The sequence below is a fragment of the Streptomyces sp. NPDC058307 genome (genome assembly GCF_042880295.1).
Classification (GTDB): Bacteria; Actinomycetota; Actinomycetes; order Streptomycetales; family Streptomycetaceae; genus Streptomyces.
Genome location: NZ_JBHVYZ010000007.1, coordinates 43,615 through 58,332, shown reverse-complemented (window position 1 = coordinate 58,332; position 14,718 = coordinate 43,615). Strand labels below are relative to the sequence as shown.

Below are 14,718 nucleotides of genomic sequence, written 5' to 3'. Positions count from 1 at the left end.
GCCCCGAGTGGTCGGGGCGCCCTCGTCGTATGTCGGCGCGGCCGTCGTATGTCAGGCGCGGTCGGCGAGGGAGAGGGTGCGGTGGGCCTGGGTCACCACCGCCGCGTCGATGAACGTGCCGTCCGGAAGGGCCTGCGCCCCCGCGTGCGCCTGCGCCGCCTTGAGGACCGTCTCCGCCTGCTCGATCTCCTCCTCCGTGGGCAGGTAGGCCCGCTCGATCACCGGGAGCTGGCGGGGATGGACGGCTGCCCGGCCCAGGAAGCCCAGAGCCCGGCCGTGGGCGCAGGAGGCCCTCAGGCCCTCCAGGTCCCGGATGTCGGGGTGGACCGACTGGGACGGGGGAGGCAGGGCCGCCGCTCTCGCCGCCACGACCACCCGGGACCGGGACCAGTCCAGGCCCCCGTCATGTCGTACCCCCAGGTCGGCTCGCAGGTCCGCCTCGCCGAGGGCGATGCCTCGCAGGCTCGGGTGGGCGGTGGCGATGGCGTAGGCGTGCTCGATGCCCAGAGCCGATTCCAGGAGGGCGTACAGGGGTGGGGCTGGGGCGCCTCCTTCGGCCCGGGCCGTCGTCTGCGCGACGTGGGTGACCTGGGCGGGGGCGGTGACCTTGGGCAGGCGCAGGCCGCAGACGCCCGGGAGGGGGGCGATCGCCGCGAGGTCCGCTGACGCCAGGGGACCGTCCAGGGCGTTGACCCGGACGTGGACCGGGACCGGCTGGGGCTCGCCGAGACGTTCGGCGGTGGCCTCTCGGGCGTACCGCTTGCGGTCGGGGGCGACCGCGTCCTCCAGGTCGACGACCACGACATCGGCGCCCGCCACGAGGGCCTTGCTGACGGTCTCCGGGCGGTCGCCGGGGACGTAGAGCCAGGTCAGAGGGTACGGCCTCACAGCGCGCCCTCCGCGCGCAACGCCGTCAACTCGGCTGCGGTCAAGCCGAGTTCGGTCAGGATCTCTTCAGTGTCCGCGCCGTGCGGGCGGCCCGCCCAGCGGATCGCGCCGGGGGTAGAGGAGAGCCGGAACAGGACGTTCTGCATGCGCAGCGGGCCGAGCTCGGGGTCGTCGACCGTGGTGACGGTGTCGAGCGCCTGGTACTGCGGGTCGGCCATCACGTCCCGGACGTCCTGGATCGGGGCGATGGCGGCCTCCGCCTTCTCGAAGGCCGCGAGGACGTCGGCGCGGGTGCGTTCGGCGATCCAGGAGCCGACCGCCGCGTCCAGGACGTCCGCGTGGGCGGCCCGCTGGGCGCCGGTCGCGAACCACGGTTCGTCGATCAGCTCGGGGCGGCCCACCAGGTGCATCACGCGCTCCGCGATCGACTGGGCCGAGGTGGAGACGGCGACCCAGGTGCCGTCGGCCGTGCGGTAGGTGTTGCGGGGGGCGTTGTTGGCGGAGCGGTTGCCGGTGCGCTCCTGGACGTGTCCGAGCTGGTCGTACCAGGTCGGCTGGGGGCCGAGGACCGTCAGGATCGGTTCGATGAGCGCCATGTCGACGACCTGGCCCTCGCCCGTGCGGTCCCGGGCCGCGAGCGCCGTCATCACCGCGTACGCCGTGGCGAGGCCCGCGATGGAGTCGGCCAGGCCGAAGGGCGGCAGCACCGGCGGGGCGTCCGGTTCGCCGGTGATCGCCGCGAAGCCGCTCATCGCCTCGGCGAGGGTGCCGAAGCCGGGGCGGTGGGCGTAGGGGCCGAACTGGCCGAAGCCGGTGACGCGGGTGAGGACCAGGCGGGGGTTGGCGGTGGAGAGCTCGGGCCAGCCGAGGTCCCACTTCTCCAGGGTGCCGGGGCGGAAGTTCTCGATGACCACGTCCGCGGAGGCGGCCAGCCGCAGGAAGGTGGTCCGGCCGCCCGGCTTGGACAGGTCGAGGGTGATCGTGTGCTTGTTGCGGCCCAGGACCTTCCACCACAGGCCGATGCCGTCCTTCGAGGGGCCGTGGCCCCGGGAGGGGTCCGGTTTCGTGGGGTGCTCGATCTTGACGACGTCGGCGCCGAAGTCGCCGAGCAGGGTGGCGGCGAGAGGGCCGGCGAAGAGGGTGGCCGCGTCGAGCACGCGCAGCCCTTTCAGGGGGGTCTCGGTCATGACGTGGGTCATGGGCGGGCAGCCTCCCGGTGGGTGAGGTGGGCCAGGGTGTCGAAGCCGGTGCCGTTGAAGTCGGCGACGGAGGTGGCCAGGCGGTTCTTGAGGGGGGTGGTCCAGCGGTCGGGGAGCTGTTCCGGGGTGCCGGTCAGCAGGGCGGCGATGCTGCCCGCCGTGGCGCCGTTGGAGTCGGTGTCCCAGCCGCCGCTGACAGCCCTGCAGATGGAGGTGGTGAAGTCGCCGTTCGCGTGGGTGAGGGCGGCGGCGATCAGCGCGGTGTTGGGGACGGCGTGGACCCAGTGGTGGGTCGCGGCGTGGGTGGCGTGGAGTTCGTCCACGACCTCGTCGAAGTCGTCGTGCTGTCCGGCCAGTCGGATGGCGTGGGTGACGGCCCTGGCGAGGCGGGAGTTCGGGGGGATCACGGTGAGGCCGGTGCGCAGGCAGGTGTGGATGTCGGGGGTCGCCGCCGCCTGGGCGATCACGGCGGCCGTGAACATCGCCGCGTAGACGCCGTTCGCCGTGTGGGTGAGGGTGGCGTCCCTGTGGGCCTGTTCGGCCGCGGCCGCCGGGTCGCCGGGGTTGGTCCAGCCGTGGACGTCCGCGCGGATCAGGGCGCCGATCCATTCGCGGAAGGGGTTGCGGTGGCGGGCCGTTCTGGGGGGCTCCAGCCCTTGGAGGAGGTTGCGGTAGGCGATGCGTTCGGCGGTGAAGGTGCGCCCGGCGGGGAGTTCGTCGAGCCAGAGTTCCGCCACGTGTGCGGTGGTGAAGTGCCTGCCGTGGCGTTGGAGCAACAGGAGGTTCAGCAAGGGGTAGTTGAGGTCGTCGTCCTCGGGCATGCCGTCGATGTTCTCGGCGAGGGAGGTGGTGGCGGAGCGGCGGTTCCAGGGGTGGGCGGCGAGGAGTTCGGCGGGGACGCCCTTCGCCGTGAAGTAGATGTTCAGGGGCCAGTTGCCGGTGGCCGCGGCGAGCCTGCGGATGGCGTCGAGGGGGAGCTTCTCCACGGGCTTGCCCAGGAGGCAGCCCACCGCCCGGCCCAGCCAGGCCGCTTCCAGGGCGGTCCGGGTGAAGGATGCCGTAGAGGCGTGCCCGGGCCATGTCCGGCAGCGGGCCTTGATCCTCGCGAGGTCGGTGGGCTCGTCGTCCTCCAACGCGCTGGGAAGATCGGCCAGTTCGTCCAGCAGGTCGTCGGCGAGCTGCCGCAGATACCTGGACGCGGGCTCCGGCGAGGCGCCCGCGCGGACCGGCGCCTCCTTGCCTCCCGCCGCTCGCCACCTCGCCGCGATCGCCGACGGCTCCCTGCCGTCCTGGGCCGCCTGGCGGAGTTCGTGGCCGATGAGGTCCTCCGGCTGGACCCACGTCAGTCGGAGCATCTCGGGCCTCCGAGCTCCGCGAACGCCGCCTCGTGGGTCCTGCGATGGGTGAGGTCCCGCTCGAAGATCTCCCGGGTCACGGCGGTGAGCGTCGCCGCCGGTTCCCACAGATCCAGACGGCTCGCCTCCGACACCGTCTTCGACCAGTCGTCCGGGACCGGGGAGCCCAGGGCGCCGGACAGGGCACCGGCCATCGTGGCGATCGAGTCGCAGTCCCTGCCGTAGTTCACCGCGCCGAGCACGGCCTGCCGGAAGTCGCCCGCGGACACGAGCAACATGCCCAGGGCGACGGGGAGTTCCTCGATCGCGTGGAGGCGGGAGGGGCGGCGGGCGCCGAGGGAGGGGTTGCGGTAGTCGGGGCCGACCGTGTCGTAGGGAGCCACGGCGTCCCGCAGGGGTCGTAGGGCCGACTCGAAGTCCGTGTGACGGGCGGCCACTTCGCAGACCCGCTCGATCGCGGTGCGGGTGCCGTCCTTCGCCAGGGACAGGCAGGTCGTCACCACCGAGTCCGGCGTCGCTCCCGGTGCGGCCGCCGCCGCCACGGCCGCCGCGAGGACCCCCGCCGCCTCCCGGCCGTACGACGACTGGTGGGCGCCCGCGATGTCCAGGGCCTCGGTGTAGGCGGCCCGCGGGTTGGCCGCGTTGACCAGGCCGACCGGGGCCATGTACATCGCCGCGCCACAGTTGACGATGTTGCCCACGCCCGCTTCCCGGGGGTCGATGTGGCCGTAGTGGAGTCGGGTGACCAGCCATTTCTCGGCGAGGAAGATGCGGTGCAGGGGGAGGGCCTCGGCCTCCAGTTCCGGGATCCAGCGCGGGTTCGTCATCAGGTCGGGGACCAGGTGGTCGGCGATCGCGTAGGCGTCGAGGTGGTCCCTGACCCGGTCGTAGACGCGGATCAGCGCGTGGGTCATCAAGGTGTCGTCGGTGATGTGTCCGTCGCCCTTGTGGTAGGGGGCGATGGGACGGGCGGTGCGCCAGTCGTCGCCGTTCCAGGGGCCGACGACGCCGTGGACGCGGCCGGCGTGGCGTTCGAGGATCTGGTCGGGGGAGTAGCCCTCGACGGGACCGCCGAGGGCGTCGCCCACCGCCGCGCCCACGAGGGCTCCGGTGATCCGCTCCTCAAGACTGCTTTCTGAGTTTTTGGGCGTCATGCCGGAATCATCCTCCCGGGAGGGGCGGTTGTGCGGCTACCAGGAGTTCGGCGAGTTCCACGAGGTCCGTGCCGGTGAGGCGGGGCAGGGCACAGCCGGAGAGGGTCCGGCAGGTGTCGCGCCAGGAGGCGGGGATCGCGGTGCCGCCGCCCAGTGCGCCGGTCAGCGCGCCGGTCAGGGCGGGGGCCGAGTCGGCGACACGGGACAGACAGGCCGCGGCGGGGACCGCCTCCGCGATACGGCCCTGTGCGGCGATGGCCAGAGCGAGGGCCACGGGGACCGTTTCGGCGGCCGCGACGCCGTAGCTGTAGACGTGGTCGACGATCTCGTGTTCCAGAGCGGGGATCAGGGCGAAGGCGCTTTTGGCGGCCGCGGCGAGACGCAGGGCGTGGCGGGCGTTGCGGCCGATCTCCGTCTCCTCGGGGAGTTCGGTGAGCGCCGCTGTCACACAGGCTTCGACGGGGGCGCCGATCAGGGCGAGGGAGACGGCCGCGGCCATCGCTCTCGCTCCGTGCACTCCGTCTCCGTCCTGGGTGTAGCGGGCGTCGAACTCGGCGAGCTCCGCGGCGGGTCGGGGGGCGCCGGGGTGGGCGACCGCGAGGACACAGGCTCTGACGCAGGCCGCGTCGTCGAAGTAGTGCGGGTTGTCGTGGCCGGTGGCGGGTGGGCGCAGGCCGGTTGCGAGGTTGCCGAGTCCCGCCCTTACGGAGATGCGGGCGCGGAGGGGGATGTGGGCGGACTCGATCTCGGGGGCGCGGTCCGCCGCGGCGGCCACTTCGGCGGCGAGAGCGTTCCAGGCGAGGTCGATGGCGGCTCTCGTACGGCGTTCTCTCGTCAGGTCGCCGAGGGCGGTGTCGTCGCCTGCCTTGAGGAGGGCCTCCGCGGTGAAGGCGGCCCATTCGGCGTCGTCGGAGGGGCCGAGGCGGAGGGGCTCGGGGGGTTGGTTGAGGGCGATGGGGACGGGGAGGGTGGTGGTGGCGTTCTGTTCGGCGAAGGTGTCCAGCTCGCGGGTGAGGCGGCGGGTCCATTCGGGCATGCGGGCGGCTCTGTGCCGGGCGGCGGGCCAGCCGGCGGCGTCGCCCGCGGCGAGGCCGAGGAGGAGGCCGTGCACTCTCTGTCCGGCCTCGGCTTCGGGGGTTGCGTGTGGCAGCTGCCGCGCGTGGGGGGCCTCGGGTTCGCCTTCGGCGAGGCCGACGAGGAGCCCCTGGACTCTTCGCCCGGCCTCGGCTTCGCCTCCGGCCTTTGTGTTCCCACCCGCACCCCCCGTGCGGCTTTCGTCGTCGGGTGCGGGTGGCCCCAGTGGGGCGAACTCGCCGTCGGCGGCCGCGGGTTCGGCGGGGCCGGGGGTGGTCAGCAGGGCGGTGGGCTCGGACGCGGGTGGTGCGGCCGTGCTCGCGGACGTGGTCCGTAGAGCCGTCGTCGCGGACGTGTTCGGTCCGGTTGTGGCGTCCGCGGCGTTCGATGGGGCTGTCGGGGCCGAGTCGCTCGCCGTCGGTGTGGGGGCCGGGGGCTCCGCCCACGGCCCCGGCGGCCTCACCTGTCCGTCCCCGACTCATCGCCCGCCGCCAGGGTGAAGGCGTCCGGGTCGGGCGGGGACCACTCCTGTGTGAGGCCGGTCGTGGCCCATTTGCCGTCCTCGCCCGCCACCAGCAACTCCGCCACGTCCAGCACGTGATGGCCCGCCATGGCGGGCAGGCAGCTGCCTCTCGCCGGGCCGATCGCCGATGCCCACTCGGCCGGGATCGCCGACGCTCCCCTCGTCGCGCCGGCCAGCGCCCCCGCCACCGCCGCCGTCGTGTCCGCGTCTCTCCCCATGTTCACCGCCGTCAGGACCGCCTCACGGAAGTCGCCGTCCGCCGCCGCGTACGCCCCGAAGGCGAGGGCCACCGCCTCCGGGGCCAGGTCGGTCCACGGATAGCCGCCGATCACCACCGCGGAGCGGACCGCTCTCTCGCCCCGGTGGGCCACCGCCACGGCGCGGCGCAGCGAGCGGGCCGTCCAGCTGTCGTCCGGGATCACCGCCAGCGCGGAGGCGACGACGGCGATCGTCGGGGCGCCTGCCATCGCCGCCGCCACTCCCGCCGCGACCGCCTGGCCGCCGTAGATGCCCTCGCCGTCGTGGCTCACCGAGCCGTCGACGGCCACCAGGCGGGCCGCCTCCGCGGGGCGGCCCGCCGCGAAGACCCCGAAGGGGGCCGCGCGCATGGCCAGGCCGTCACTCCAGGCGTGGCGGTGCTGGGCCGAGATGGGGGCCGCCAGACCTCGGCGGAGGTTCTCCAGCGTGCCGCGTTCGCTGAAGCCGGCGCCCCGGAAGGGGCCCTCGTCGCGGTCCGCGATCCACTCGTGCCAGGCCGTCTCCACATGGCAGGGAGTGAGGGCCGAGCCGTGCCGGGCGAGGAGCAGACCCGAGAAGATCGCGTACTCCGTGTCGTCCGTGCCGGCCGGCTCGTCCACGACATAGCCCTCGATACGGCCCCAGCGGGCGCGGATCTGCGACGGCTTCAGGTTCTCGGCGGGGGCTCCCAGGGCGTCCCCGACCGCCAGGCCCAGCAGGGCGCCGCGGGCCCGCTCACGGAGTTCGGCGGCGTCCTGGGGTGCCTGGGCCGAGGAAACGCGGGCGATCGATGTCATAGCCGGCCTCTCCACAACAGGGAGCAGAGGGGGTTCGCGCCAGGCGCGGAACCTTTTGCCGTATATGTCCCACCATCGGCGGTTGACCTCAGCCCGCCCGCCCCCAACGTCACCCGGTCGACATCTGAGCGGCACCATGATCGTCTGCGCATTCGACGGTAAAGCCGCAGGTTAGCCGAGCCTTTCCTTGCTGGCGGACGGGAATCGGCCGACGTACTGTGTTTGTTGTTAAGAATTAGAACGTGTCCAAAGTTAGCTTTGGCTTAGCTTCCCTGGGGGACCGGAATGGCCATCCTTGACATCGAAGCGCCCCTGCACGAGGCGCACCGCGACAACCACACGCACCGGGATGTGAACGGTGGCTGGCTCAGGCCCGCCGTCTTCGGTGCCATGGACGGGCTGGTCTCCAACCTCGCCCTGATGTCCGGCGTCGCGGGTGGGGCCGTCGGCCAGCACACGATCGTGATCACCGGGCTGGCGGGGCTCGCCGCCGGCGCCTTCTCCATGGCCGCCGGCGAGTACACCTCCGTCGCCTCCCAGCGGGAGCTCGTGGAGGCGGAGCTGGACGTGGAGCGCCGGGAACTGCGCAAGCACCCGCAGGACGAGGAGGCCGAGCTCGCCGCCCTGTACGAGGGGCGGGGCGTCGAGCCGGAGCTGGCCAGGGAAGTCGCCCGGCAGCTGTCGAAGGATCCCGAGCAGGCCCTGGAGATCCACGCCCGCGAGGAGCTGGGGATCGACCCGGGCGACCTGCCCTCGCCGCTCGTCGCCGCCGTGTCCAGCTTCGGGTCCTTCGCCCTGGGGGCCCTGCTCCCCGTACTGCCGTTCCTGCTCGGCGCGACCACGCTGTGGCCCGCTCTGCTGCTCGCTCTTCTCGGGCTGTTCGGGTGTGGTGCCGTGGTGGCCAGGGTGACCGCGCGGACCTGGTGGTACAGCGGGCTCCGGCAGCTCGCCCTGGGAGGCGCGGCGGCCGGTGTGACGTACGCCCTGGGCAGTTTGTTCGGAACGGCCGTAGGATAGATCGGCTGCTACTTATGCGTCGGGTCGCATAAGTAGTCGTTACCCGCTGGTTTCGAGTGCTTAACCACTGGGCATGAGCCGTAAGCGCTGTGGGCAATGACGCTTGCGGCGCACTCGCGGGGTCGGCGACGACGCCTTCGCCGCCCCCTGGACCGACGGACGATGATCTGACCGATCAGTCCGGATCGATCCCCACATACTTCAGGCCACGTGTGCGACACCCCCCTCGCACCGCGTGGCGTCCGCATGTTGGAACGGAGTATCCGGTTCCCGAGATCCGCTCCATCATGTAACCTGCACGAAATTTTGCACACGCGCAGAGGGCCAACGTCGTCCCTCGGCAATTGCATATGCCAGTTGACGACGACGGGAGAGCCGATGCGTACGCCGCGCCAGCCGTCCCAGCACTCCACGAATGGCCAGAAGTGGTCCTTCATGGATGCTCGCCCTGCTGCGCAGGGTATGTACGACCCCCGCAACGAAAAGGACGCCTGTGGCGTCGGCTTCGTGGCCACCCTCACCGGCGAGGCGAGCCATGCGCTGGTCGAGCAGGCGCTCACGGTTCTGCGCAACCTGGAGCACCGCGGTGCCACCGGCGCCGAGCCCGACTCGGGTGACGGCGCGGGCATCCTGTCCCAGGTCCCGGACGCCTTCTTCCGTGAGGTCGTCGGCTTCGAACTGCCGACGGCCGGTGGGTACGCCGTGGGCACCGCCTTCCTGCCGGAGGACGGCCTCGACGAGGCCGTCTCGAAGATCGAGACGATCGCCGCCGAGGAGGGCCTCACCGTCCTCGGCTGGCGCGAGGTCCCGGTCGCCCCGGGGCTGCTCGGCGCCACCGCCCGCTCGACGATGCCGGCCTTCCGCCAGGTCTTCGTGACCGACGGCGCGGCAGTGCCCGCCACCGGTATCGACCTCGACCGCAAGGCCTTCGTGCTGCGCAAGCGCGCCGAGCGCGAGGTCGACGTCTACTTCCCCTCGCTGTCCGCGCGGACCATCGTCTACAAGGGCATGCTGACCACCGGCCAGCTGGAGCCCTTCTTCCCGGACCTGTCCGACCGCCGCTTCGCCTCCGCGATCGCGCTCGTGCACTCCCGGTTCTCCACGAACACCTTCCCGTCGTGGCCGCTCGCACACCCGTACCGTTTCGTTGCCCACAACGGTGAGATCAACACCGTCAAGGGCAACCGCAACTGGATGGCGGCCCGCGAATCGCAGCTGGTCTCCGACCTGTTCGGCAACGACAGCAAGGCCCTTGAGCGCGTCTTCCCGATCTGTACGCCGGACGCCTCCGACTCGGCGTCCTTCGACGAGGTCCTCGAACTCCTGCACCTGGGCGGCCGTTCGCTGCCGCACTCCGTGCTGATGATGATCCCGGAGGCGTGGGAGAACCACGACTCCATGGAGTCGGCCCGCCGCGCCTTCTACCAGTTCCACTCCAACCTCATGGAGCCCTGGGACGGTCCGGCCTGTGTCACCTTCACCGACGGCAAGCAGGTCGGCGCGGTCCTCGACCGCAACGGCCTTCGCCCCGGCCGCTACTGGGTCACCGACGACGGCCTGGTCGTCCTCGGCTCCGAGGTCGGCGTCCTGGACATCGACCCCGCCAAGGTGGTCCGCAAGGGCCGTCTGCAGCCCGGCCGGATGTTCCTCGTCGACACCGTCGAGCACCGCATCATCGAGGACGACGAGATCAAGGCCGGCCTGGCCGCCGAGCAGCCGTACGCGGAGTGGGTGGAGGCCGGCGAGATCGAGCTCGGCGACCTGCCCGAGCGTGAGCACATCGTGCACACCCACGCCTCGGTCACCCGCCGCCAGCAGACCTTCGGCTACACCGAGGAAGAGCTGCGCGTCCTCATCGCGCCGATGGCCAAGGCCGGTGCCGAGCCGATCGGTTCGATGGGCACCGACTCACCGATCGCCGCGCTGAGCGAGCGCCCGCGTCTGCTCTTCGACTACTTCACCCAGCTGTTCGCGCAGGTCACCAACCCGCCGCTGGACGCCATCCGCGAGGAGCTCGTCACCTCGCTGCGCTCCGCCCTCGGCCCGCAGGGCAACCTGCTCGACCCGAGCGCCGCCTCCTGCCGCTCCGTCGTGCTGCCCTTCCCGGTGATCGACAACGACGAGCTGGCCAAGCTCATCCACATCAACGCCGACGGCGACATGCCCGGCTTCAAGGCCGCGACCCTCTCCGGCCTGTACCGGGTCTCCGGCGGCGGCGACTCCCTCGCCGCGCGCATCGAGGAGATCTGCACCGAGGCGGACGCCGCCATCGACAACGGCGCCCGGCTGATCGTCCTGTCCGACCGGCACTCGGACGCCGAGCACGCGCCGATCCCCTCGCTGCTGCTCACCGCGGCCGTCCACCACCACCTCATCCGCACCAAGCAGCGCACCCAGGTGGGTCTGCTGGTCGAGGCCGGTGACGTCCGCGAGGTCCACCACGTCGCCCTGCTGATCGGCTTCGGCGCCGCGGCCGTGAACCCGTACCTGGCCATGGAGTCCGTCGAGGACCTGGTCCGCGCGGGCACCTTCCTGTCGGACATCGAGGCCGAGCAGGCCATCCGCAACCTGATCTACGCCCTGGGCAAGGGCGTCCTCAAGGTCATGTCGAAGATGGGCATCTCGACCGTCGCCTCCTACCGCGGCGCCCAGGTCTTCGAGGCCGTCGGTCTCGAAGAGGGCTTCGTCCAGAAGTACTTCAGCGGTACGGCCTCCAAGATCGGCGGCGTCGGCATCGACGTCATCGCCAAGGAGGTCGCCGCCCGGCACGCCAAGGCGTACCCGGCGAGCGGCATCGCGCCGGCCCACCGTGCCCTGGAGATAGGCGGCGAGTACCAGTGGCGCCGCGAGGGCGAGCCGCACCTGTTCGACCCGGAGACGGTCTTCCGCCTCCAGCACTCGACGCGCGCGAACCGCTACGACATCTTCAAGAAGTACACGGACCGCGTGAACGAGCAGTCCGAGCGCCTGATGACGCTGCGCGGCCTGTTCGGCTTCAAGTCGGACCGTCAGCCGATCTCCGTGGACGAGGTCGAGCCGGTCTCCGAGATCGTCAAGCGCTTCTCCACCGGAGCCATGTCGTACGGCTCCATCTCCAAGGAGGCGCACGAGACCCTCGCCATCGCCATGAACCAGCTGGGCGGCAAGTCCAACACCGGTGAGGGCGGCGAGGACGCGGACCGGCTGTACGACCCGGCGCGGCGTTCGTCGATCAAGCAGGTCGCCTCCGGCCGCTTCGGTGTGACCTCCGAGTACCTGGTCAACGCGGACGACATCCAGATCAAGATGGCCCAGGGCGCCAAGCCCGGCGAGGGCGGCCAGCTGCCGGGCCACAAGGTCTACCCGTGGGTCGCCAAGACCCGGCACTCCACCCCGGGTGTCGGTCTGATCTCCCCGCCGCCGCACCACGACATCTACTCAATCGAGGACCTGGCCCAGCTGATCCACGACCTGAAGAACGCGAACCCGCAGGCGCGGATTCACGTCAAGCTGGTCTCCGAGGTCGGCGTCGGCACGGTCGCGGCGGGTGTGTCCAAGGCGCACGCGGACGTCGTCCTGATCTCCGGTCACGACGGTGGCACCGGTGCCTCCCCGCTGACCTCCCTCAAGCACGCGGGTGGTCCCTGGGAGCTCGGTCTCGCCGAGACCCAGCAGACCCTGCTGCTCAACGGCCTGCGCGACCGGATCGTCGTCCAGACCGACGGTCAGCTCAAGACCGGCCGTGACGTCGTCATCGCCGCGCTGCTCGGCGCCGAGGAGTTCGGTTTCGCGACCGCGCCGCTCGTCGTCTCCGGCTGCGTCATGATGCGCGTCTGCCACCTGGACACCTGCCCGGTCGGCATCGCCACCCAGAACCCGGTGCTCCGCGACCGGTTCACCGGCAAGGCCGAGTACGTCGTGAACTTCTTCAAGTTCATCGCCGAGGAAGTCCGCGAGATCCTCGCCGAGCTGGGCTTCCGCTCCATCGAGGAGGCCGTCGGCCACGCCGAGGCGCTCGACGTGGAGCGGGCCGTCAACCACTGGAAGGCGCAGGGCCTGGACCTGTCCCCGCTCTTCTACGTGCCGGAACTGCCCGAGGGCACCCCGCTGCACCAGGTCATCGAGCAGGACCACGGTCTGGAGAAGGCGCTCGACAACGAGCTCATCAAGCTCGCCGCCGACGCCCTGGCCGCCGACTCGGCGACCGACGCCCAGCCGGTGCGCGCCCAGGTCGCCATCCGCAACATCAACCGCACGGTCGGCACCATGCTCGGCCACGAGGTGACGAAGAAGTTCGGCGGTGCGGGCCTGCCCGACGACACCATCGACATCACCTTCACGGGCTCGGCCGGCCAGTCCTTCGGCGCCTTCCTGCCGCGCGGTGTCACGCTGCGCCTGGAGGGCGACGCCAACGACTACGTCGGCAAGGGCCTCTCCGGCGGCCGGGTGATCGTCCGCCCGGACCGGGGCGCCGACCACCTCGCCGAGTTCTCGACGATCGCCGGCAACACCATCGCCTACGGCGCGACCGGCGGCGAGCTGTTCCTGCGCGGTCGTACCGGCGAGCGGTTCTGTGTCCGCAACTCCGGCGCGCTGGTCGTCTCGGAGGGCGTGGGCGACCACGGCTGCGAGTACATGACCGGCGGTCGCGCGGTGGTCCTCGGCGAGACGGGCCGCAACTTCGCGGCCGGCATGTCCGGCGGTGTCGCCTACGTGATCGACCTCGACCGGGACAACGTCAACGTCGGCAACGTGAACGCCGTGGAGGCGCTCGACGACACCGACAAGCAGTGGCTGCACGACGTGGTGCGCCGCCACCAGGAGGAGACCGCGTCCACGGTCGCCGAGAAGCTCCTGGCCGAGTGGGATACCCCTGGAGCAGGGGTCGAGCGCTTCAGCAAGATCATCCCCAGCACGTACAAGGCAGTGCTCGCCGCCAAGGACGCCGCCGAGCAGGCGGGACTCTCCGAGTCCGAGATCACCGAGAAGATGATGGAGGCGGCGATCAATGGCTGACCCGAAGGGCTTCCTGAACCACGGGCGCGAGGTCGCCAAGTCCCGCCCCGTCGACGTACGGCTGAAGGACTGGAACGAGGTCTACGTCCCCGGCTCCCTGCTGCCGATCATCAGCAAGCAGGCCAGCCGCTGCATGGACTGCGGCATCCCGTTCTGTCACAACGGCTGTCCGCTCGGGAACCTCATCCCCGAGTGGAACGACTTCGCCTACCGCGAGGACTGGTCCGCGGCATCCGAGCGGCTGCACGCGACCAACAACTTCCCCGAGTTCACGGGTCGGTTGTGCCCCGCCCCCTGCGAGTCGGCGTGTGTGCTCGGCATCAACCAGCCGCCGGTCACCATCAAGAACGTCGAGGTCTCGATCATCGACAAGGCGTGGGACAGCGGCGATGTCGCGCCGCAGGCCCCGGAGCGCCTGTCCGGCAAGACCGTCGCGGTCATCGGGTCCGGCCCCGCCGGTCTCGCCGCCGCGCAGCAGCTCACCCGGGCCGGTCACACCGTCGCCGTCTACGAGCGCGCGGACCGCGTCGGAGGCCTCCTCCGGTACGGCATCCCCGAGTTCAAGATGGAGAAGCGGCACATCAACCGCCGTATCGAGCAGATGCGCGCGGAGGGCACCCGCTTCCGTACCGGCATCGAGATCGGCCGCGACCTCAAGGCGACCGACCTGAAGAAGCGGTACGACGCGATCGTCATCGCCGTCGGCGCGACCACCGCGCGTGACCTCCCGGTCCCCGGCCGCGAGCTCAAGGGCATCCACCAGGCCATGGAGTACCTGCCGCTGTCCAACAAGGTCCAGGAGGGCGACTACGTCACCTCCCCGATCTCGGCCGAGGGCAAGCACGTCGTGGTCATCGGCGGTGGCGACACCGGCGCCGACTGCGTGGGCACCGCCCACCGCCAGGGCGCGGCCTCGGTGACCCAGCTGGAGATCATGCCGAGGCCCGGCGAGGACCGTGCCCCGCACCAGCCGTGGCCGACCTTCCCGATGCTCTACAAGGTCACCTCCGCGCACGAGGAGGGCGGCGAGCGGGTCTACTCCGTCAACACCACCCACTTCGAGGGCGACGAGGACGGCAACGTCCAGTGGCTGCACCTCACCGAGGTCGAGTTCGTCGACGGCAGGCTGAACCCGAAGCCGGGCACGGAGCGCAAGATCCCCGCCCAGCTGGTCACCCTCGCGATGGGCTTCACCGGCACCGACCGGGAGAACGGCCTGGTCGAGCAGTTCGGCCTGGAGCTCGACGAGCGCGGCAACATCGCCCGCGACGGCGACTTCCAGACCAACGTGCCGGGCGTCTTCGTCGCCGGTGACGCCGGCCGCGGCCAGTCGCTCATCGTGTGGGCGATCGCGGAGGGCCGCTCGGCCGCCCGCGGCTGCGACCGCTTCCTGACCGGTGCGAGTGAACTGCCCGCGCCGATCCGGCCGACGGACCGTTCGCTGATGGTCTGACGGTCACAGAAACGTCCCGTACAACG

The 14,718-nt window shown here is 71.4% G+C and carries 9 protein-coding genes; 3 read left to right on the top strand and 6 right to left on the bottom strand.

The features are described 5' to 3' along the window. Positions 1–51: 51 nt before the first annotated feature. From ACFVYN_RS07745 to ACFVYN_RS07720, 6 genes are read right to left on the bottom strand one after another with little or no spacing between them, the layout of a single operon-like run. Positions 52–888 carry an HpcH/HpaI aldolase/citrate lyase family protein gene (locus tag ACFVYN_RS07745; protein ID WP_389994005.1) on the bottom strand — a complete coding sequence of 279 codons (837 nt, stop codon included), beginning with the start codon at positions 886–888 and terminating at the stop codon, positions 52–54. After that, positions 885–2,075, bottom strand: a complete 1,191-nt coding sequence (locus tag ACFVYN_RS07740) for a CaiB/BaiF CoA transferase family protein (protein WP_389994003.1) — start codon at positions 2,073–2,075, stop codon at positions 885–887. The genes ACFVYN_RS07745 and ACFVYN_RS07740 overlap by 4 nt, the downstream gene beginning before the upstream one ends. Before the next feature lie 8 nt (positions 2,076–2,083). Then, entirely contained in the window at positions 2,084–3,442 is a 1,359-nt protein-coding gene (locus ACFVYN_RS07735; RefSeq protein WP_389994001.1) for an ADP-ribosylglycohydrolase family protein, read from the bottom strand. After that, entirely contained in the window at positions 3,430–4,596 is a 1,167-nt protein-coding gene (locus tag ACFVYN_RS07730; protein WP_389993998.1) for an ADP-ribosylglycohydrolase family protein, read from the bottom strand. Before ACFVYN_RS07730 ends, ACFVYN_RS07735 begins: the two co-directional genes overlap by 13 nt. A 7-nt stretch (positions 4,597–4,603) precedes the next feature. Next, complete coding sequence (locus tag ACFVYN_RS07725) at positions 4,604–6,133, bottom strand: ADP-ribosylglycohydrolase family protein (protein WP_389993995.1); 1,530 nt, start codon at positions 6,131–6,133, stop codon at positions 4,604–4,606. Continuing rightward, on the bottom strand, positions 6,130–7,227 hold the full coding sequence (locus tag ACFVYN_RS07720; RefSeq protein ID WP_389993992.1) for an ADP-ribosylglycohydrolase family protein: 1,098 nt from the start codon (positions 7,225–7,227) through the stop codon (positions 6,130–6,132). Before ACFVYN_RS07720 ends, ACFVYN_RS07725 begins: the two co-directional genes overlap by 4 nt. Positions 7,228–7,512: 285 nt before the next feature. Here ACFVYN_RS07720 and ACFVYN_RS07715 point away from each other — a divergent pair, with 285 nt between their 5' ends. From ACFVYN_RS07715 to ACFVYN_RS07705, 3 genes are all read left to right on the top strand, one after another. Beyond that, positions 7,513–8,244, top strand: coding sequence for a VIT1/CCC1 transporter family protein (locus ACFVYN_RS07715; RefSeq protein ID WP_389993989.1), 732 nt, complete (start codon positions 7,513–7,515; stop codon positions 8,242–8,244). A 378-nt stretch (positions 8,245–8,622) separates the two neighbouring features. Then, on the top strand, positions 8,623–13,239 hold the full coding sequence (gene gltB / locus ACFVYN_RS07710; RefSeq protein ID WP_389993986.1) for a glutamate synthase large subunit: 4,617 nt from the start codon (positions 8,623–8,625) through the stop codon (positions 13,237–13,239). Further along, on the top strand, positions 13,232–14,692 hold the full coding sequence (locus ACFVYN_RS07705) for a glutamate synthase subunit beta (protein WP_389993984.1): 1,461 nt from the start codon (positions 13,232–13,234) through the stop codon (positions 14,690–14,692). The genes gltB and ACFVYN_RS07705 overlap by 8 nt, the downstream gene beginning before the upstream one ends. The last annotated feature ends 26 nt before the right edge of the window (positions 14,693–14,718 follow it).